Genomic DNA, 19,312 nt, shown 5'->3' with positions numbered 1-19,312 from the left:
TTATAATTTAAAAAATAATTTAGGAAACAACTCTTGCGCACTTTTTTTACTTGAATTTAATGTTAATGTAGACTTTAAAAAGCCATAGCCATACCCCACAAACTGTATTACAACAGCAACTAAAGATAAAAATGCTATTACTATACTATTATTTTTTAATAACGAATCTACAAACAATACTGCAAAATATAAGCTATAACAGTATAAAAACCAAGGTAATCCTAAAAAGGAAGCTAATAATGACATTAAAAATCCAAAGCAAAATAAGGCCGGAAACCAATACGTAATTTTAGCCGTTTCTGGATGCCATTTATTTAATATTGGACGAACCATACCAAACTTATTTACCTGAATGTAAAACTTATTCCAGTCTATCCTACGTTTATGATACACATATGCCTCTGGAATTAATTTTGTTGTAAAACCGTTGTTCCAAATTCTAATGGTTAAATCTGGATCTTCACCCGGATGAATATTTCCGTAGCCACCAGTTTTTTCAAAAGCTACCTTAGAAATTCCCATATTAAAACTACGTGGCTGAAACTTATCTACTGCTTTTTTACCTCCGCGTATACCCCCTGTTGTAAAAAACGAGGTCATTGCATAGTTAATTGCTTTTTGCACCGTAGAAAAAGACTCATGAGCAGCATCTGGTCCACCGTAACAATCTACATAATTGTTTTGTAACGATGTTTCTGCTGTTTCTAAATAATGTGGTGGTAAAATACAATCTGAATCTAATACAATAAAGTAATTACCCTTTGCTTTACGCATTCCGTAGTTTCTAGAATCTCCAGGACCTGAATTTTCTTTTTTATAGTATGATATTGGTAAATTATGAAAAAGAGAAACCTCTTTTTCTGAGCTTATTGTAGAGCCATCTTCTACAATAACAATCTCATAAGGCTTATTATAGGTTTGTTGCTCTAAGCTTTGCAACAGCTCTCTAATTTCATTAGGTCTGTTATAAACCGGAACTATAAAAGAAAACATTAAATTCATGTAGTACCACTGTAAACATAAAAGCCACCCCAGAAAAAGGATGGCTTTTACTATATTATAATATTCTTATTCTTCTGTAAAATGCTCTATTACCTCTTGGCTAACTCCTGTATTAGAAAAACCACCATCATGAAATAGGTTTTGCATAGTTACTTTCTTTGTTAAATCTGAGAACAAAGAAACAGTATAGTCTGCACAATCTTGAGCAGTAGCATTACCTAACGGAGACATTTTGTCTGCATAAGCAATAAAACCACCAAAACCTTTAACACCCTGACCAGCAGTTGTTGGCGTTGGAGACTGTGAAATTGTATTTACACGTACTTGCTTTTCTTTACCAAAGAAATAACCAAAACTACGTGCAACAGACTCTAAATATGCTTTATTATCTGCCATATCATTATAATCTGGAAAAGTACGTTGTGCCGCCATATAAGTTAAGGCTACAATACTACCCCATTGGTTCATTGCATCTGCCTTATATAAACTTTGCATTACTTTATGAAAAGATAATGCAGAAACATCCCATCCTTTTGCAGTAAAATCATACTTCTCATCTGTATAAGCACGACCTTTTCTTACGTTTACAGACATACCAATAGAATGTAAAACAAAGTCTAACTTACCACCTAAAATTTCTGTAGCCTTAGCTACCAGATTATTTAAGTCTTCTTCGCTAGTTGCATCTGCAGGTATAATTTCTGATCCTGTTTTTTCTGCTAACTCTTTAATTTGCCCCATACGCATTGCTATTGGTGCGTTAGTTAACACAAAAGTACCACCTTCTTCGTGTACTCTTTCTGCAGTTTTCCAAGCTATAGAATTCTCATCTAATGCTCCAAATATAATACCTCTTTTTCCTTTTAATAAATTGTATGCCATTTGCTATTTATTTTGGTAATTTTATGTGCGCGTAAAGATATTCAAAAAAAGTAGAATGCAATGCTTCTAATTTAATAACTGCCTAGCATGCGCTATTGCAGAATCTGATAAATCTTTACCACCCAACATTTCTGCTAACTCCACTACTCTTTCTTCTGTAGTAAGTTGCTTCATTTGTGTGTGCGTTACGTTATTTTTATCTTCTTTATATACTTTATAATGATGGTTACCTTTTGACGCCACCTGAGGTAAATGTGTTATAGAAAAAATTTGCATACTACTGCTCATTTCTTGCATAATTACCCCCATTCTATTTGATATTTCTCCAGAAACACCTGTATCTATTTCATCAAACATTAGCGTTGGTAAATCTTCATATTTAGCCAACACTGCTTTAATTGCTAACATTATACGAGAAAGCTCTCCTCCAGACGCTACCTTTTTTAATTCTCCAAAACTAGATCCTTTATTTGCAGAAAACTGAAAAACTAGCTCATCTTTACCATTATACATAAAGCTTGGTGCTTCATTTATTTCAATTTTAAATTCTGCACTAGGCATACCTAAAGAAGCTAAAATAGACTCTAACTGCTGTTTTAATTCTGGTATAATTGCTTTACGCTGTTTGCTAATTTTTGTACAAATTGTATTTAATGCTTTTTCTTGAGCTGCAATTTCTGCTTCTTTTGCCCGTATAGTTGCATCTATATTTTCTGTTGCATCTACTTTTTGCGCTAAGTCTTCTTTTATTTGCAAAAGCTCTTTTACCTCTAAAACACCATGTTTCTTTTGCAAATCATACAACAATTGCAATTTAGCATTTACTTCCTCAAGCAATTTAGGGTTAGCTTCTACGTTATTTTCTAAACTTTCAAACTCTTCAAAAATATCATCAACCTCTATAAATACAGATTGCACACGATCATTTAAGCTTGTAAACTGAGCCCCAAAACCTGCCAACTTACTAGATGCTTGTTTTAATTCTGCCAACAACGTTAAAATACCAACTTGCTCATCAGATATTAATTGATGCCCTTTAGACAAATGCTCCATAATGTTTTCTACATTATTAAGCTGCTCATATTGCTCCTCTAACTCCTCTAAAATTCCTTCTTTTAAAGGTGCATTTTCCAATTCACTTAATAAAAAAGTATTGTAATCATATTCTTTTATTCCTTCTTGCTTTTCTTGCTGTAACAACTCTAAGGCTTTGGTCTCTTTTTTAAATAAACGCAAGTTTTTCTCATAAGTAGCCAAAAGATCTGCATTAGAAGCTAAACCGTCTATAACTTTAAATTGATAAGCATTGTCTCCTAATTGCAGTGTTTGGTTTTGCGAGTGAACATCTATTAAACTATCTCCTAAAGCAGTTAATGTTGCTAATCTCACAGGAGAATCATTAATAAAAGCTCTAGACTTACCACTTGGTAATATTTCTCTTCTAATAATGGTGTTTTCCTCATAATCTACGTCATTTTCATTAAAAAAAGATTTAAGATTGTATTTGCTAATAGAAAACTCTGCCTCTATAACACATTTTTTTTCTTTATCTCTTAATGATGATAGATCTGCTCGTTTACCCAACACTAAAGCTAAGCCACCTAATAATATAGATTTTCCTGCACCAGTTTCACCAGTTATTACTGTAAAACCGTTGGTAAAAGACACATTTAAATGGTCTATTAAAGCGTAATTTTTTATAGAAAGTGATACTAACAATTTGTGTAATTAAAAATTACACCAAATATAATTATAATATAAAAAGTGAGGGTTAATATTTTATTTTATTCCACGTACTAGAATAAAAAGGTGCTGCAGTATTTAAAACTTCCTTAAGCTTTACAACATCCATTTTAGGCCCATCAGAAAAAATACTTACAATTTCATCTGATTTTGCATCAAAAAAAGTCTGCAATACAAAAGCATTTGTTCTACGCTTTGCTATAGTAGATAGCAAACGTAATGTACCAGAAATTACTTGTTTTCCCGTACTGTTATTATCTGCAAGTACATCCATACCTTTTCTATGGTAATTATACATTGCAACTCTATACTCCCTGTAAGCATTAGACAAAATATTATCTACTAGCTCAAAACGAGTTCTTTCACTAGAAGATTGGCTCCAGCCTGCTGCACTACTACCTTGTGCTTGTGTTACAATACCTTGTGCTTTTTTAAAATACTCTGTTCCACCTTCTAAAGCAAAACTATCTGCATCTAAACCAAGAATTATATATGCGTAATAAGACATTACACCTACTAAATTAGAATCAAAAGTATTTTGATTGTAAACTAAAGGCTGAAATTCTATATAATTAAAATTAAATTGATTGTCTTTATAGTTAAATATAGGCGTTTCATAAGAAGTATTAAAAACAGGCCTAGAAGATTGTATTTGAATGTTTGCTTTAAAACTACTTGATGAGTACTCTGTTATAGTAATAAACATTCTAGAGTTTACACGCTCTTGTTCTTTATAAATACGGTTTGTCCACTTAGTTTTATTCATAAAATCATTAAGTGCACGCTCTAATGTTTTAAAAACTTGTTGGTTGGTTTGCCCTACTTGTTCTGAGTTTATAGTAACTGTACAATTTAACTCTTGTGCTGTAGCAGAAGAAAAAATAGCAAAACAAAAAAAAGCAATTACAAGTTTATACATTAGTCTTTATAATAATTTCATTTACAATATCTAAGGCAACATCTACCTTTGTCTTTAGTTCAAACGTTTTTATATTTAATTTCTTATCTATGATAGCTATTTTATTGGTTGATTTTCCAAAACCAGCACCTTTATCATTTAAAGAATTAAGCACTATAATATCTAAATTCTTCTTTTTTAACTTTTTAGTAGCATTTTCTACCTCATTTTGTGTCTCTAATGCAAAGCCAACCAAAAATTGATGCTTTTTTTGCTCTCCTAAAGAAAATAAGATATCCTTGTTTTTTACAAGAGTTATCTGCATTTCAGCATCATTCTTTTTTATTTTTTGATCTGCTATAGTTTTAGGCTTATAATCTGCTACTGCAGCTGCACAAATAGCTATATCTACATTTGCATAATGCTTATGAACTTCACTATACATTTCATCTGCAGATTTTACACGCACCAATGTAACATTATCATGAGAAATAGTTAAGTGTGATGGACCTGAAACCAAAATAACTTTAGCTCCTTTATTTGCTGCTGCTAAAGCCAACTCAAACCCCATTTTCCCTGATGAATGATTTCCTATAAAACGCACAGGATCTATAGCTTCATATGTAGGGCCAGCAGTAATAACCACTTTTTTACCACTTAGCGGTAAACCTGTGTTTAAAAATTGTTTTAAATGTAGTACTATGTCTTCTGGTTCTGCCATTCTGCCCTCACCGTGTAAGCCACTTGCTAACTCACCACTCCCTGCAGGAATCATAATATTACCAAATGAAGCTAACTTGCTAAATGAAGCTACAGTAGACGGATGTTTATACATATCCAAATCCATAGCAGGAGCAAAAAAAACAGGACATTTAGCTGATAAATAGGTTGCTAATAACAAATTGTCACAAACACCATTAGACATTTTAGACAAAGTGTTTGCCGTTGCCGGAGCAATAACCATTAAATCTGCCCATAAACCCATTTCCACGTGGTTGTTCCAAGATGTTCCTTCTTCCTTGTCCTCACTAACAAAAGATGTTAATACAGCATTTTTAGAAAGCGTAGCTAAGGTTAACGGAGAAACAAAAGAGCTGGCACTATCCGTTAAAATAACTTTAACGTTAGCGCCAGCTTTTATAAGTAAGCGAACAAGAAATGTAGTTTTATATGCGGCAATACCTCCGGTTATTCCTAAAAGGATATTTTTACCACCTAACATTTCTATGAGTCTTTCGCTGTATTTCTATGGTAAATTCTATCTTCTAACCACTCTGTAACCGCTAAAGCGTGTGGTTTTGGTAATTTTTCATAAAACTTAGAAACCTCTATCTGCTCTTTGTTTTCAAAAATTTCATCTAAACTATCATTATAAGTAGCAAACTCTTCCAACTTCTCTAAAAGTTCTTTTTTAATATCAGAGTTTATCTGTATTGCTCTTTTAGAAACTATAGAAATTGCTTCATATATGTTTCCTGTACCAGCATCAAACTCATTTTTATTAATTGTAGTTGTAGATACAGCTGCTTTTGAATTTTTCAAGTCGTTCATATTCATAGCCTAATATTTATTTTGAATAATTTTGTAATTCTTTGTCTATTTTCTCCTTCATATTGTTTGCTTTTTTAGCAAATTCTGTTTCTGGAAAAGTTTTAATTAACTTACCGTAAGCTTCATTAGCATTTTTTAAACGTTCTTCCTTTTTATTAGGATGACTATTTATTGCTAAATTGTAAGCAGCAAGTGTTTTGTAATATAATGCTTCTTCTTTATATATAGTTCCTGGATTATCTAACATAAAGTTTTCTAATGCCTTTATTGCTGATATTGAGTACTCTAAATCGTAAAACTCTCCTAATTTAGTAAATTGCTTTGCTATCTCTAACGCTTTTTTCTCCTTTTTTCTTGTTAAAGAAGCTGCTATTTCGTTAGCTTCTGGCAAATATTCAGAGTCTGGATAAGTATTAATAAAGTTTTGTATTTTTAACAATGCCTTATCGGTATCTGTCTGATCTAAAGAATATTTACGAGATAAATAAGAATAACTTTTAGCTCCTAAAAAAGATGCTTCTTGCATTTTTTCGCTTCTAGGATACGCTTTTACAAAACGCTCAAACTGATACCCTGCGTCATTATACTGCCCTATTTGATAGTAACTATTTGCAAAGAAAAACATTACACGCTCTCCCTGTGGTTTACCTATATATTTAGAAGCTATTTGCTCTAACAAACGGTTAGCTCTTTTAAAATCGCCTTCGTCATAAAACTTCTCGGCCATTTCATATTTAGCTTTAACATCTTGGTTTTTTAATACTTTTTGGTATTCGCTACAAGAGCCCAAGATTAACACCAACAATAAAAGTGGTAATAATTTCTTCATTCTTAAAAACATTTTGCAAAATTAGTTAATATATACGGATATAAAAAACATTTTTTATACTGCTAAAATAGGAATGTGAATATTGTTTACCTTAGTTTTTGGCTAAGTTTTAACTTAAATTTTAATTTGCACACTAAAATTTATACCAATTTCTTATTAAAACTATTGATAAATGTATGTATAGTTGCCTTTAATTCTGGAGTTGCCTCTAACAAAGGAAGCCTAACTTTTGCTGTTGCCAAGTTTAAATTTTCAAAAATAGCTTTAATACCTGCCGGGTTACCCTCTCTAAAAATAAAATCTATACCATCATGCAGTGTATTGTATAAGGCATGCGCATCTGCTGCATTATTTTCTAAACCAAGAGATATTACTTTAGAGAACTCTGCCGGAATCCCTTGCCCTATTACTGAAATAACCCCAGATCCTCCTGCTAAAACTGTAGAAAGTGCCGTAAAATCGTCTCCAGAAATTACCATAAAATCTTTTGGCTTATTCTTTATAATAGATAAAACTTGAACCATATCTCCGCAAGCTTCTTTTATAGCTACAATATTGTCAAAATCCTTTGCTAACCTAACAGTTGTAGAAGGCAGCATATTACTTCCTGTTCTACCAGGCACATTATATACAATTATTGGTTTTGGTGATGCTAATGCAATTGCTTTAAAATGTTGGTATATTCCTTCTTGAGTTGGCTTATTGTAATATGGAGACACGGATAGTATAGCAGAAAAGTTACTAAGATCTCTTTCTTTTAGCTCTGCAACCACAGCCATTGTATTATTACCTCCTATACCTAAAACCAACGGCAATCTTCCTGCATTAACTTTAACAACAGTATTTATTACCAATTGTTTTTCTTCTGCTGTAAGCGTTGCTGGTTCTCCTGTGGTCCCTAAAACCACTAAATAATTAACGCCATTAGCTATATTGTATTCTACAATATTTTGTAACGCTGTAACATCTACAGACAAATCCTCTTTAAAAGGTGTAACTAGCGCAACACCAGTACCAACTAACTCTTTCACACGTATAAATTTAATAATCAAAATTTAAGAACGTGCTGCAATACGTAGTACGTTCTTATTATATTTCATTAAAAACCGAGAGATATTTTCCCAGCTCTTTTTTAAAAATGTTAAAATCTTTAATAGGTATATTTAAGATTAAATCATTTAAATTTTCATCTACTTCACCAAAACCAACTTTTAACCTGGCTTTGGATTGCATAGTCATTAATTGCAATAGTAAATTATCTTCTGTATAATAACTAATAAGCAAATCGTACTCGTTATCTAGAAATTCTAATGCATAACTATTCTCTATTTTTGCTCCCCAACCTAAATCTTCCTCAGAAAAAACAGGTGTAGAGTAAGGCGAATTTTTATCATGTTCTGCCTTATATCCTATAATTTTTAGTGCATTTGGCTGTAATGAAAACTCTTTAATAAACTGATTAAATATTGTACCATCTGGCACGTTATCTAAATCTACAATACATCCTATTTTACTTATTCCTTTTTTAACTCTAGAACAAGCAACACGTTTGTTTTTGTTTTCGTTTAAAAACTTTACAGCAGCCTTGCGCTTAAATTTATTTTTTATGCCTTTTAACATGCAATTTTACATTTACACAAATGTAATTATTATCTAGCACAATTTAATGCAAAGATACAAAGCTACTTTGTTTTTTAAATAAAACATTTTGTTATAAATATAACAATTGATAACTTCAACAAAAAACAAAAACATAAGTAATTTATTACTAGATATTTACATTGTTTTTAAAATTAACTTAATTTAGCCAAAAATTCTTGCTCTGAGATAATAGGCACATTTAAACTTTCTGCCTTAGTTCGTTTACTAGGGCCCATTTTATCTCCGGCAACTAAAAAAGTTGTTTTAGAAGAAATAGAAGATCCAACTTTACCTCCGTTGTCTTCTATTAGTTTTTTTAGGTCGTTTCTACTCATTTCAAAGACACCAGAAACAACATAAGTCTCTCCTTTTAATTTTTCAGTTTGATTTAAAAGTTTTTCTGCTGAAACCTGAAATTGAAGTCCATACCCTTTTAACCTGTTTATAATATCTAAATTAATTTCGTTCTGAAAAAATGCTACTACACTAGATGCTATACGCTCTCCTATTTCATCTACAGTAGCAAGTTCTAATGCAGATGCATACATTAAAGCATCTATGTTTTTATAAGCTTTAGCTAACTTTTTAGCAACAGTCTCACCAACAAAACGTATACCTAAAGCAAACAACACACGCTCAAAAGGTATTTCTACTGATGCAGCTACACCTTTTACCAAATTTTCTGCAGATTTTTTTGCCATACGCTCTAAAGGCAACAACTGATCTACAGTTAAAGCATACAGGTCTGCATAGTTTTGTATTAACCCCTCTTTAAACAATAGCTCTACAGTTTCGCTCCCTAAACCATCAATATCCATTGCTTTTCTAGATATAAAATGCTGAATTTTACCTGTTATTTGCGGCGGACAACCATACTCGTTTGGACAATAGTGTTTGGCATCTCCTTCGGTTCTAATTAACTCTGTATTACACTCAGGGCAATGGTCTATATATTTTGTAGGTTCAGAATTTTGTGGTCTCAAATCTAAATTTACACCAACAATTTTAGGTATTATTTCTCCTCCTTTTTCTACAAAAACAGCATCTCCTACCCTAACATCTAACTTTTCTATTTGATCTGCATTGTGTAAAGATGCCCTTTTTACGGTTGTACCTGCCAACAAAACAGGCGCTAAATTTGCAACTGGAGTAATTGCTCCTGTACGACCAACTTGGTAACTTATTTCATTTAAAACTGTAGAAACTTGCTCGGCTTTAAACTTATAAGCCATAGCCCAACGTGGCGATTTAGAGGTGTAACCTAACTCCTCCTGGTAACGCAGCGTATTAACTTTAACCACAACACCATCTGTTTCATATGGTAGCTCATGCCTATGCATATCCCAATACTCAACAAAAGCCATAACCTCGTCTACACTCTTACAAAGTTTAGCTACAGTTGGCACTTTAAATCCCCATGAACGTGTTTTTTCTAACGCTTCAAACTGTGTTTCTAAATTTAAATTAGCACCAACAACACTATACAGCAAACACTCTAACGGGCGTTGCGCCACTAAAGAACTATCTTGCAATTTTAAACTACCAGATGCAGTATTTCTGGGGTTCATATAAGGATCCTCGCCATTGGCTATCCTCTCTTCGTTCATTTTATAAAAACCCTCAAACGGCAACACAATTTCCCCTCTAATATCAAACTTAGCAGGGTAATCTCCTTTTAACTGTAACGGAACAGATTTAATTGTTTTTATGTTGGTGGTTACGTCATCTCCCTGAAAACCATCTCCACGAGTAACAGCACGCACTAATTTACCCTCCTCATAAGTTAAGCTTATTGAAGCTCCGTCATACTTTAACTCGCACGTAAATTCTATATTAGAATCTCCTAATATTTTCTCTACTCTTTTTTCCCAATCTAAAAGATCTTCTTTAGAGTACGAGTTATCTAAAGAATACATTCTGTGCTCATGCACAACTGTATTAAAATTTTTAGTGATTTCACCACCCACACGTAGTGTAGGCGAATTAGCATCATAAAACTCTGGGTGTTTAGCCTCTAATGCTTGTAGCTCTTTTAACTTTATATCAAAATCATAATCTGATATTGTTGGAGTATCTAAAACATAGTAATTATGGTTGTGCTTACGCAACTCTTCACGTAACGCTTCAATTTGCTCTTTTACAGACATTTTTAACTTTTATTTTATTCAGCTTACTACTATTGTTAATTAGTATTTGCTTATATTTTTTTACGACTTATTTCCCCTTTTAACATTCTATCATTACCATACATATCTTTTTTTAATTTGATATTTATATAGTTTAGCCCTACTAAAAGCTCCTTAGTTTGTTCTCCTAAATACTGATTAATTTCAAAAAACAACTTACCATTTTCTCTTAAATGATTTACAGAAAAGTTTGTTATAGCCTTGTAAAATACTAACGGATTATTATCCGACACAAAAAGTGCTAAATTAGGCTCATGCTCTAACACATTTGCACTCATCTCTTTTTTCTCTAAATCTCTAACATAAGGAGGATTAGAAACAATAATATTAAAATTTTGCTTTAAACTAGGCTCTTCTAAAATGTTTTGCTCCAAAAAAGTTACAGTTACATTATTAGCCTCTGCATTACTTTTAGCTACCAAAATAGCTTCTTTAGAAATATCTAAAGCAAACACCTTAGCTTTTGGTAAGTTTTTAGCTAGTGTTATTGCTATACAACCACTACCAGTACCTATATCTAAAATGGTAATTTCTTGGTTAACATTTACTTCGTTTAAAATCCAACTTACCAGCTCCTCTGTTTCTGGTCTAGGGATTAAAACATTAGTATTTACATTAAAATCCAACCCCATAAAATGTGCCACTCCTAAAATATACTGTATTGGTATATGCTTTTTAAGTTTATCTACCACCAAAAACAAAGTAGACTCTTCGTCTTTGGTAACTACATAATTAGGCTCTAACGCAAGCACAAAACGTTCTAGTTTTAAATAATGCTCAATTGCCATATAAAAAAAACTATCTACCTCTTCTACAGGATAAACAGAATCCAATTCTATATGATAAATTTTCTTTATCTCTTTTAACAACATATTTTAAAACAAGTTTTTTAATTGCTTTTTTACTATTAATAATAAAAAAATTCTAACAACTTATATAACTATAAATTTAACAGCATAAAAACAGGGCAAGAATAATGACCTGTATCTCCCATACGCTCATTTATATACTCAAAACCAGTTTTTTTATACAGTTTTTGAGCATCTTTCATATATGGCATTGTTTCTAAATAACATTTATTAAAACGATAATATTTAGCTTTAGCAATGCAAGCATTCATCATTTTACTCCCCAAACCTTTGCCTCTAGCCTCTTCTAAAAAATACATTTTTTGAAGTTCACAAACATTACCGTTACAGTTTTCTAATTGAGCAACTCCTGCGCAACCTAAAATTTTACCATTTACTTCTGCTACAAAATAAGTTGCTTTGGGCACATTGTAGTTTTCATACATACAATCTAATGCTTTATCTGCATAAGCAGTACCAACTTTTGGCACACCAAGATCTACCAAAACTTGCCTAATTACCTCTGCCACAGCCTCATTATCTTTCTGTAAAATAGGCCTTATTACCACATTCTCCATAAAACAAAAACTATATCTTAATATTATTCTATTTTTGCGAAGTGAAGATACATGAAAAATACATTTTACGCTGTATACAAATAGCCAAAAACGGTTTAGGATCTACTTTTCCAAACCCAATGGTTGGTGCATTAATAGTACACAATAACACTATAATAGGAGAAGGTTTCACCTCTCCTTACGGTGGCTCCCACGCAGAGGTTAACGCTATAAATAGCATTAAAGACAAGTCTGTTTTAAAGGAGTCTACCATTTACGTTACTCTAGAACCTTGCTCCCATTACGGAAAAACTCCTCCTTGTGCAGATTTAATTATAAAACACAAAATACCTAATATAGTTATTGGTCTTAAGGATCCTCATGAAAAAGTAGCTGGCAATGGAATTAAAAAACTTAGAGCTGCTGGTTGCAATGTAACTATTGGTGTTTTAGAAGAAGAATGCCGAGAGCACCATAATAGATTTTTATGTTTTTACGAGAAAAAAAGACCATATATTATTCTAAAATGGGCAGAAACTAATGATGGTTTTATTGCGCCACTGCAAGAAAAAAGAAGCGCTACACCAGAACCTTTTTGGATAACTACAAAAGCAGCCAGACAACTTGTACACCAATGGAGAAGTGAAGAACAAGGTATTTTAGTTGGCACAAATACAATTATAGAAGACAACCCTAAACTGGATGTTAGAAATTGGCACGGAAAGTCTCCTACTAGAATTATTATAGATCAAAATTTAAAGATTGATGCAAGCAAAAACATATTAAATACGTCTGTAAAAACTATTGTAATAACAAAAGAGTCTAATAAAAATGAACAACTAAAAGGTATTATTTATGAAAGTGTAAACTTTAAAAAACCTTTAGCTATGCAAATTTGCAATATTCTACATAAGCACAATATACTTAGCGTAATTATTGAAGGTGGCTCTAAAACACTACAGACCTTTATTAACGAAAACCTTTGGGATGAAGCACGTGTTTTTACTGGCACAACAAACTTTAATAAAGGTATTGCAGCACCAAAATTTACAGGAAAGCTAAAAAGCACAAACACTATTAAAACCGATACCTTAAAGACCTACTATAATGATTAAGAATATAATTTTTGATTTTGGCGATATTTTTATAAACCTAAACAAAACAGCTACCGCATTAGAATTAAGTAAATTTGGCTTTACCAAAATTACCCCTGAGTTAGACGTATTAATGAAGAATTATGAAAAGGGGTTAATTTCTTCTGATGATTTTATAAATAAAACAAACAAAATTTTTCCTACTGCCACACCACAAGAACTTAAAAATGCTTGGAATAAAATTATTTTAGATTTCCCTGAAGAACGTTTACTATTTATAGAAACATTAGCTAAAGAGAAAAATTACCGTTTATTTTTGCTTAGCAATACAAATGAATTACATATAGAGCAGGTTATTAAAAATATGGGAACTGAAAGATATGATAGATTTAAAGCTTGTTTTGAGCAATTTTACTTATCCCATTTAATTAATTTTAGGAAACCTAATGCTAATATTTACGAGTTTGTATTAAAAGAAAATAACTTAAATGCTAAAGAAACTTTTTTTATTGATGACACAGAAGAAAATACAATTGCTGCAGAAAAATTAGGAATTAAAAGCTGGAATTTGCAAGTTGGCAATGAAGACATCATCAACCTAAAGAGTAAATTATAGGAATGATAAATTTATTATTAAGTATTTTATTTTCTAGTTTAATTTTTATTGTATTTAAGCTTTTTCATACTTTTAAAGTACAAACACTATATGCTATAATTACAAATTACTTTGTAGCTTGTTTAGTTGGTTTATTTTTTTACAAAAATACTATTACACCTGCAAAAATACCTCTTGAGCCTTGGTTTGGTGGCGCTTTATTTTTAGGCATTCTATTTATACTTGTTTTTTACATTATGGCTAAAACATCTCAAGACCTTGGAGTTTCTGTTGCCTCTGTAGCTACTAAAATGTCATTAGTTATCCCTGTACTTGGTGGTATTTTTTTATATAACGAAACACTTACCAGTATTAAAACAATAGGTATATTACTAGCACTATCTGCAGTCTACCTTGCATCTACCAAAAACAACAGCACCTTTAATAAAAAAGCATTACTACTACCCTTTTTAGTGTTTTTAGGATCAGGAACCATAGATATTACTATTAAATATTTAGAAGAAGCTTATGTTGAAGAAGCCAAAATTCCTTTATTTTCTTCTTTTATATTTTTAGCAGCAGGTATATTTGGAGTGTTATTTATTTTAATAAGAACAAAAGAACACCCTATAAAATTAAATTTCAAAAATATTCTTGGTGGTATTTGTCTTGGTATTCCTAACTTTTTCTCTATATATTACCTTATAAAGGCATTAAGAGAATCTAATTTTACAAGTGCATCTATTTTTACAATTAATAATGTTGCTATAGTTTTATTTACAACACTTATTGGTATATTCTTTTTTAAAGAAAAATTAAGTACTAAAAACTGGCTAGGTATAGGTTTAGCTGTTTGCAGTATACTATTAATGGCATTAAAGTATGAATAAAGAAAAAGATACTTATTTAACAATAGACAAACCAAGTCCAGAAATACTATACAAAGACCGCAAAAGTAAATTTTTTGGTTACGTATTTCCTATAACTACCGAAGACGATGTTAAACCAATTATTGAAAAATTAAAAAAACAACACCACACAGCAAACCACGTGTGTTATGCTTGGCAATTAGGAACAGATACCATACGGTACCGAGCTAATGATGACGGCGAACCTAACAACTCTGCCGGACTTCCTATATACGGACAAATACAAGCTTATGACCTTACAAATGTACTTGTTGCTGTTGCCAGAATATTTGGAGGTACAAAGTTAGGCGTTGGAGGATTAATAAGCGCCTATAAAACTGCTGCACAAATAGCTTTAGATGAAGCGGAAATTAAAAAGAAAATAATAACAAAACAATACACCCTTACATTTGACTATAAAGATATGAATAGCGTAATGAGAGTTATTAAACAAAAAAAACTAGACATTGTTTCTCAAAAACTAGAAGCTAATTGCACCTATGTAATATCTGTTAGAAAAACAAAAGCCAATGAAATTTTTACTATTTTTAATACCATGCAGTATATAAAAATCAAAGATTAAAAATCGTAATAATCATCAATCTTTTTTAAAACATAATCCGGACATTTTATAGGTCTTTTAGTTTCTTTATTTAAAAAAGCCAAAACGGTATTTGCTGTAACTAATAATTCATCATTTTCATTATAAATTTCATAGTCAAATTCTATCTTAACAGAAGGCTTTTTTTTAAGTTTAGTAACCACCGTTATAGTGTCATCATAGAGCGCAGATTTCTTAAAATTTATTTGTAAAGAAATTACTGGTAGTATAACTCCGGTTTCTTCCATTTTTTTGTAGGAAACGTCTAAGTCTTTAAGCCAGCTTAACCTCCCTAACTCCAAGTATTGCGCGTAATTCCCGTGATATACTACACCCATTTGATCTGTTTCTCCGTATCTTACAGTAAAAGAAATTTTATTTTTTCGCATATTATATCAACAAAAATTATATATTTAAAGGATGGGAAATTCTATGCTTACAACATGCAAAAAAAAAACTTCAAATTCAATAGTAATTGATTTTTTTTTTAGAAATTTTGTTCACATATTTGCCTCCCCTGATAAGGAAGTTAAGATCCCCGTATTTTCTTTCAGTGAGAACACAATACTAACCAAAAAAAAGATTATCTAATAATGAGTGTTACTGCAGAATCAGTATGGAATAATTGTTTATCTTTCATCAAGGATAACATACAACCCCAAGCATTCAAAACCTGGTTTGAACCTATAAAGCCAATTAAACTATCAGATAACTCTTTAAGTGTTCAGGTACCGAGTAAATTCTTTTACGAGTGGCTTGAAGAACACTATGTTAAACTACTAAAAGTTTCTCTTACAAAGGAATTAGGAGAAAATGCAAAGCTAGTTTACATCATTAGAATGGAAAACACTTACGGCAACAGAGAACCGTTTACCGAGAAAATACCAAGCTCTAACAGAACCACAGTTTCTCCTCAAGAATTAGATGTACCTATTAAATCTAAAAATCCTGAGTTAAGAAACCCTTTTGTAATTCCTGGTATTAGAAATATTAAAATAGAATCTCAACTAAACCCTAACTATAATTTTGATAACTTTTTAGAAGGTGACTCTAATAGGCTTGCAAGATCTGCTGGTATGGCAGTAGCTAACAAACCTGGAGGAACATCTTTTAACCCATTATTAATTTTTGGTGGTGTTGGTTTAGGCAAAACTCACCTTGCACACGCAATTGGTGTAGAGATAAAAGATAAATACCCAGAAAGGACTGTTTTATACATTTCTGCTGAAAAATTCACACAACAATATATAGAGTCTGTTAAAAAGAATACTAGAAATGATTTTATTCATTTTTACCAATTAATAGATATTTTAATTATTGATGATGTTCAGTTTTTATCTGGAAAATCTGGTACGCAAGATGTTTTCTTTCATATTTTTAACCATTTACACCAAAATGGAAAACAGGTTATCTTAACATCAGACAAGGCTCCTGTAGATATGCAAGACATAGAACAACGCTTACTATCTAGATTTAAATGGGGATTATCTGCTGAGTTACAAACACCAGATTACGAAACTAGAGTTTCTATTCTTAAAAACAAGCTCTACAGAGATGGTGTAGAAATGCCAGAAGAAATTATAGATTACGTTGCTAAAAACATAAAATCTAACATTAGAGAACTAGAAGGCGCTGTAATATCATTAATAGCACAATCTTCTTTCAATAAAAAAGAAATAACAATAGAACTTGCTCAACAAATTGTAGAGAAATTTGTAAAAAACACCAAAAGAGAAGTTTCTATAGATTACATACAAAAAGTAGTTTCTGATTATTTTGAAATGGATGTTTCTACATTACAATCTAAAACCAGAAAAAGACATATTGTACAAGCCAGACAATTGGCTATGTTTTTTGCTAAAAGATTTACAAAAGCATCATTAGCAAGTATTGGCTCACAAATAGGAAAAAGAGATCATGCAACCGTTTTACACGCTTGTAAAACAGTAGATAATTTAGCTGAAACCGATAAGCAGTTTCGCAAATATATAGAAGATCTTACTAAAAAATTCTCTTAAACTTTAGGGTGATGACAAAAATACTAATGGTTTGCCTAGGAAATATTTGTAGGTCGCCATTGGCCGAGGGTATACTTAAAAACAAAGTAGACCCAACCATAATTTCTGTAGATTCTGCAGGCACTGCTGGCTATCACATAGGAAGTGCTCCTGACCCAAGGTCTGTTGCTGTTGCAAAAAAATACAGTATAGACATAAGTAAGCAAGTATGTAGAAAATTCACTGTAAAAGATTTTGACGAGTTTACCACCATTTATGTTATGGACAATAGCAACTACAATAATGTTATTGCACTAGCCAAGACTCCTGAACACAAGAAAAAAGTAAAACTCTTGTTACATTTTGCAGATACAAAAATTACTGAAGTTCCAGACCCATATTACGGAGGTGACCAAGGTTTTGAAAATGTTTACAACTTAATAGACCAAGCCTGTACAAATATTGCCAAAACACTAAAAAACCAATAACCTATGGAAAACACTACCAAAACAGGAAAAATATATTTAATCCCTACCACTTTAGGTGACAATGAACCTTTGGAAGTGTTGCCAATCTCTATAAAACGAACTATAGAGCAAATAGATTACTATATTGTAGAAAATGAAAAAACTGCAAGGCGCTTTATAAAAAAAATAAGCTCTGGTAAATCTCAGCCAAGTTTACACATAGAACTGATTAACAAGTTTACAGATCCACAAATAATACCAAGTTTTTTAGACCCTTGTTTTGAAGGAAAAAGCATAGGAATTATATCTGAAGCTGGTTGCCCTGGAATAGCAGATCCTGGCGCCGAGGTAGTAAAAATTGCTCATCAAAAAAACTTACAAGTAGTTCCTTTAGTTGGCCCATCTTCAATATTTTTGGCATTAATGGCTAGCGGTTTAAACGGACAAAGCTTTGCATTTAATGGCTACTTGCCTATTGATAGTAGCGAGAGAAAAGCTGTTATAAAAAAAATGGAGCGTATTTCTAAAGACAATAATCAATCGCAAATATTTATAGAAACGCCATACAGAAATGACAAGTTGTTAGCTGAACTTTTAAAAACCTTAGCAAACCACACATTACTTTGTATTGCTACAGATATTACATTACCAACAGAACAAATAGCAACCAACACCATAGCAGAATGGAAAAAAATAAATGTAGATTTAAACAAAAGACCAACTATATTTATTTTTCAAGCATAAAAAAAGCCTCGCAATTACGCTGAGGCTTTTTCCATTTTCATAGTGTAGTATTTTTAAATTCTTGGGTTTCTTACAGCCTTTACTGCAGATACATCATAACCTGCAAAAATTTTCATGTAATAAACAATACTAGATCCATATGCATCTTGCACTGTGTGCGTACCTCTAGAACGTAAAAACTTTTTTACATTTCCTGGTCCTGCTAAATGTGCTGCTGCCAAGATTCCAGATTCTGTTATTTCCAATCCGGCTATTTTACGACCTGCAAATCGTTTAATATCTCTACGCAAAATCCATTTATTTCTACTTAAATTGGTATAAAATACCTTTTCTTGTAAAATAGGATTGCTTAAAAAGGCTGTTACATTTGTAACTCCTAATAACTGCAGTGTTTCTGCTCCAAACTGATACTTTCCTACGTACCCTAATGTGTTTGTCACAAAATAATCTCCCTGAGACTCCTTAAATGCAAGAGCTTCTTTAAATGCGTTGTATGAATCTCCTAAAAAAGGCGGATTTACACTCAACATTTCATCATCATTTTCAATAGCTGTTTTGTATTTGGGATACAAAACCTCTGTAGGTTTACTTATTTTAAGTGTTTTTGGCAATGCTACTGTACCTATTTTGGGTGCAATAATATTGTAACTAAAACTCGTTAAAATAAAAATCATGATTAGGGGGATTAACTTACTAATCCACTTTCTCATATAGTTTCATTTCTTAAGACTTACGGTCTAATATTAAATTAATATTAAGTCAGCTTAAA

The 19,312-nt window shown here is 31.7% G+C and carries 21 protein-coding genes; 7 read left to right on the top strand and 14 right to left on the bottom strand.

Annotated elements, in window-relative coordinates:
* The 12 genes from JM80_RS10555 to JM80_RS10500 all read right to left on the bottom strand — a co-directional run bounded on the left by JM80_RS10555 (position 1) and on the right by JM80_RS10500 (position 12,158).
* The gene (locus tag JM80_RS10555) at positions 1-1,002 is read right to left on the bottom strand and encodes a glycosyltransferase family 2 protein (protein ID WP_013622846.1); all 1,002 of its coding nucleotides are present in this window, start codon (positions 1,000-1,002) and stop codon (positions 1-3) included.
* 66 nt (positions 1,003-1,068) lie between these two features.
* On the bottom strand, positions 1,069-1,884 hold the full coding sequence (locus tag JM80_RS10550) for an enoyl-ACP reductase (protein ID WP_013622847.1): 816 nt from the start codon (positions 1,882-1,884) through the stop codon (positions 1,069-1,071).
* Between the two features lie 66 nt (positions 1,885-1,950).
* The gene (gene recN, locus JM80_RS10545) at positions 1,951-3,603 is read right to left on the bottom strand and encodes a DNA repair protein RecN (protein ID WP_144710016.1); all 1,653 of its coding nucleotides are present in this window, start codon (positions 3,601-3,603) and stop codon (positions 1,951-1,953) included.
* A 52-nt stretch (positions 3,604-3,655) separates the two neighbouring features.
* Positions 3,656-4,546 (bottom strand): DUF4835 family protein, encoded by an 891-nt coding sequence (locus JM80_RS10540; protein WP_013622849.1) that lies wholly within the window; start codon positions 4,544-4,546, stop codon positions 3,656-3,658.
* A complete protein-coding gene (gene coaBC, locus JM80_RS10535; protein ID WP_144710014.1) occupies positions 4,539-5,747 on the bottom strand; it encodes a bifunctional phosphopantothenoylcysteine decarboxylase/phosphopantothenate--cysteine ligase CoaBC in 1,209 nt (402 codons plus the stop codon). The genes JM80_RS10540 and coaBC overlap by 8 nt, the downstream gene beginning before the upstream one ends.
* A 2-nt stretch (positions 5,748-5,749) precedes the next feature.
* Positions 5,750-6,082, bottom strand: coding sequence for a DNA-directed RNA polymerase subunit omega (locus tag JM80_RS10530; RefSeq protein ID WP_013622851.1), 333 nt, complete (start codon positions 6,080-6,082; stop codon positions 5,750-5,752).
* Positions 6,083-6,092: 10 nt separating this feature from the next.
* On the bottom strand, positions 6,093-6,905 hold the full coding sequence (locus JM80_RS10525; protein ID WP_013622852.1) for an outer membrane protein assembly factor BamD: 813 nt from the start codon (positions 6,903-6,905) through the stop codon (positions 6,093-6,095).
* Between the two features lie 140 nt (positions 6,906-7,045).
* The gene (gene dapA / locus JM80_RS10520; RefSeq protein WP_144710012.1) at positions 7,046-7,936 is read right to left on the bottom strand and encodes a 4-hydroxy-tetrahydrodipicolinate synthase; all 891 of its coding nucleotides are present in this window, start codon (positions 7,934-7,936) and stop codon (positions 7,046-7,048) included.
* A 58-nt stretch (positions 7,937-7,994) separates the two neighbouring features.
* Complete coding sequence (locus tag JM80_RS10515; protein ID WP_013622854.1) at positions 7,995-8,525, bottom strand: hypothetical protein; 531 nt, start codon at positions 8,523-8,525, stop codon at positions 7,995-7,997.
* Positions 8,526-8,698: 173 nt separating this feature from the next.
* Positions 8,699-10,693, bottom strand: a complete 1,995-nt coding sequence (gene ligA, locus JM80_RS10510) for an NAD-dependent DNA ligase LigA (RefSeq protein ID WP_144710010.1) — start codon at positions 10,691-10,693, stop codon at positions 8,699-8,701.
* Positions 10,694-10,743: 50 nt separating this feature from the next.
* A complete protein-coding gene (gene prmC / locus JM80_RS10505; protein ID WP_144710006.1) occupies positions 10,744-11,604 on the bottom strand; it encodes a peptide chain release factor N(5)-glutamine methyltransferase in 861 nt (286 codons plus the stop codon).
* A gap of 68 nt (positions 11,605-11,672) precedes the next feature.
* Complete coding sequence (locus JM80_RS10500) at positions 11,673-12,158, bottom strand: GNAT family N-acetyltransferase (protein WP_144710004.1); 486 nt, start codon at positions 12,156-12,158, stop codon at positions 11,673-11,675.
* 41 nt (positions 12,159-12,199) lie between these two features.
* Between JM80_RS10500 and ribD the strand changes: the two genes are divergently transcribed.
* Genes ribD through JM80_RS10480 form a run of 4 tightly spaced genes read left to right on the top strand, consistent with a single transcriptional unit; the run spans position 12,200 to position 15,317 of the window.
* Complete coding sequence (gene ribD, locus JM80_RS10495; protein ID WP_144710002.1) at positions 12,200-13,252, top strand: bifunctional diaminohydroxyphosphoribosylaminopyrimidine deaminase/5-amino-6-(5-phosphoribosylamino)uracil reductase RibD; 1,053 nt, start codon at positions 12,200-12,202, stop codon at positions 13,250-13,252.
* Entirely contained in the window at positions 13,245-13,847 is a 603-nt protein-coding gene (locus JM80_RS10490) for an HAD-IA family hydrolase (protein ID WP_075695771.1), read from the top strand. Before ribD ends, JM80_RS10490 begins: the two co-directional genes overlap by 8 nt.
* 2 nt (positions 13,848-13,849) lie before the next feature.
* Entirely contained in the window at positions 13,850-14,716 is an 867-nt protein-coding gene (locus tag JM80_RS10485; protein WP_013622860.1) for a DMT family transporter, read from the top strand.
* Positions 14,709-15,317, top strand: a complete 609-nt coding sequence (locus JM80_RS10480) for a YigZ family protein (protein WP_144710000.1) — start codon at positions 14,709-14,711, stop codon at positions 15,315-15,317. The genes JM80_RS10485 and JM80_RS10480 overlap by 8 nt, the downstream gene beginning before the upstream one ends.
* Here the strand turns inward: JM80_RS10480 and JM80_RS10475 are convergent.
* Positions 15,314-15,724 carry a thioesterase family protein gene (locus JM80_RS10475; protein ID WP_013622862.1) on the bottom strand — a complete coding sequence of 137 codons (411 nt, stop codon included), beginning with the start codon at positions 15,722-15,724 and terminating at the stop codon, positions 15,314-15,316. The two genes, JM80_RS10480 and JM80_RS10475, sit on opposite strands and share 4 nt — an antisense overlap.
* Before the next feature lie 204 nt (positions 15,725-15,928).
* Between JM80_RS10475 and dnaA the strand changes: the two genes are divergently transcribed.
* Genes dnaA through JM80_RS10460 form a run of 3 tightly spaced genes read left to right on the top strand, consistent with a single transcriptional unit; the run spans position 15,929 to position 18,543 of the window.
* Positions 15,929-17,353, top strand: coding sequence for a chromosomal replication initiator protein DnaA (gene dnaA / locus JM80_RS10470; protein WP_013619585.1), 1,425 nt, complete (start codon positions 15,929-15,931; stop codon positions 17,351-17,353).
* 11 nt (positions 17,354-17,364) lie between these two features.
* Positions 17,365-17,820 (top strand): low molecular weight protein-tyrosine-phosphatase, encoded by a 456-nt coding sequence (locus tag JM80_RS10465; RefSeq protein WP_144709998.1) that lies wholly within the window; start codon positions 17,365-17,367, stop codon positions 17,818-17,820.
* 3 nt (positions 17,821-17,823) lie between these two features.
* Positions 17,824-18,543 (top strand): SAM-dependent methyltransferase, encoded by a 720-nt coding sequence (locus tag JM80_RS10460; protein ID WP_013619587.1) that lies wholly within the window; start codon positions 17,824-17,826, stop codon positions 18,541-18,543.
* Positions 18,544-18,596: 53 nt separating this feature from the next.
* Here JM80_RS10460 and JM80_RS10455 read toward each other — a convergent pair whose 3' ends face one another.
* The gene (locus JM80_RS10455) at positions 18,597-19,253 is read right to left on the bottom strand and encodes a hypothetical protein (protein WP_013619588.1); all 657 of its coding nucleotides are present in this window, start codon (positions 19,251-19,253) and stop codon (positions 18,597-18,599) included.
* Positions 19,254-19,312 lie beyond the last annotated feature (59 nt).

The sequence above is a fragment of the Cellulophaga sp. RHA_52 genome, assembly GCF_007827205.1.
Taxonomy (GTDB): domain Bacteria; phylum Bacteroidota; class Bacteroidia; order Flavobacteriales; family Flavobacteriaceae; genus Cellulophaga; species Cellulophaga lytica.
This window is presented reverse-complemented; position numbering and strand designations above follow the sequence as displayed.

Coding starts and splice junctions, on each gene's coding strand:
- JM80_RS10555 (WP_013622846.1), bottom strand. CDS start 1,002: ATGAATTTAATGTTTTCTTTTATAGTTCCGGTTTATAACAGACCTAAT.
- JM80_RS10550 (WP_013622847.1), bottom strand. CDS start 1,884: ATGGCATACAATTTATTAAAAGGAAAAAGAGGTATTATATTTGGAGCA.
- JM80_RS10540 (WP_013622849.1), bottom strand. CDS start 4,546: ATGTATAAACTTGTAATTGCTTTTTTTTGTTTTGCTATTTTTTCTTCT.
- coaBC (WP_144710014.1), bottom strand. CDS start 5,747: ATGTTAGGTGGTAAAAATATCCTTTTAGGAATAACCGGAGGTATTGCC.
- JM80_RS10530 (WP_013622851.1), bottom strand. CDS start 6,082: ATGAATATGAACGACTTGAAAAATTCAAAAGCAGCTGTATCTACAACT.
- JM80_RS10525 (WP_013622852.1), bottom strand. CDS start 6,905: ATGAAGAAATTATTACCACTTTTATTGTTGGTGTTAATCTTGGGCTCT.
- JM80_RS10515 (WP_013622854.1), bottom strand. CDS start 8,525: ATGTTAAAAGGCATAAAAAATAAATTTAAGCGCAAGGCTGCTGTAAAG.
- ligA (WP_144710010.1), bottom strand. CDS start 10,693: ATGTCTGTAAAAGAGCAAATTGAAGCGTTACGTGAAGAGTTGCGTAAG.
- prmC (WP_144710006.1), bottom strand. CDS start 11,604: ATGTTGTTAAAAGAGATAAAGAAAATTTATCATATAGAATTGGATTCT.
- JM80_RS10500 (WP_144710004.1), bottom strand. CDS start 12,158: ATGGAGAATGTGGTAATAAGGCCTATTTTACAGAAAGATAATGAGGCT.
- JM80_RS10490 (WP_075695771.1), top strand. CDS start 13,245: ATGATTAAGAATATAATTTTTGATTTTGGCGATATTTTTATAAACCTA.
- JM80_RS10485 (WP_013622860.1), top strand. CDS start 13,850: ATGATAAATTTATTATTAAGTATTTTATTTTCTAGTTTAATTTTTATT.
- JM80_RS10480 (WP_144710000.1), top strand. CDS start 14,709: ATGAATAAAGAAAAAGATACTTATTTAACAATAGACAAACCAAGTCCA.
- JM80_RS10475 (WP_013622862.1), bottom strand. CDS start 15,724: ATGCGAAAAAATAAAATTTCTTTTACTGTAAGATACGGAGAAACAGAT.
- dnaA (WP_013619585.1), top strand. CDS start 15,929: ATGAGTGTTACTGCAGAATCAGTATGGAATAATTGTTTATCTTTCATC.
- JM80_RS10465 (WP_144709998.1), top strand. CDS start 17,365: ATGACAAAAATACTAATGGTTTGCCTAGGAAATATTTGTAGGTCGCCA.
- JM80_RS10460 (WP_013619587.1), top strand. CDS start 17,824: ATGGAAAACACTACCAAAACAGGAAAAATATATTTAATCCCTACCACT.
- JM80_RS10455 (WP_013619588.1), bottom strand. CDS start 19,253: ATGAGAAAGTGGATTAGTAAGTTAATCCCCCTAATCATGATTTTTATT.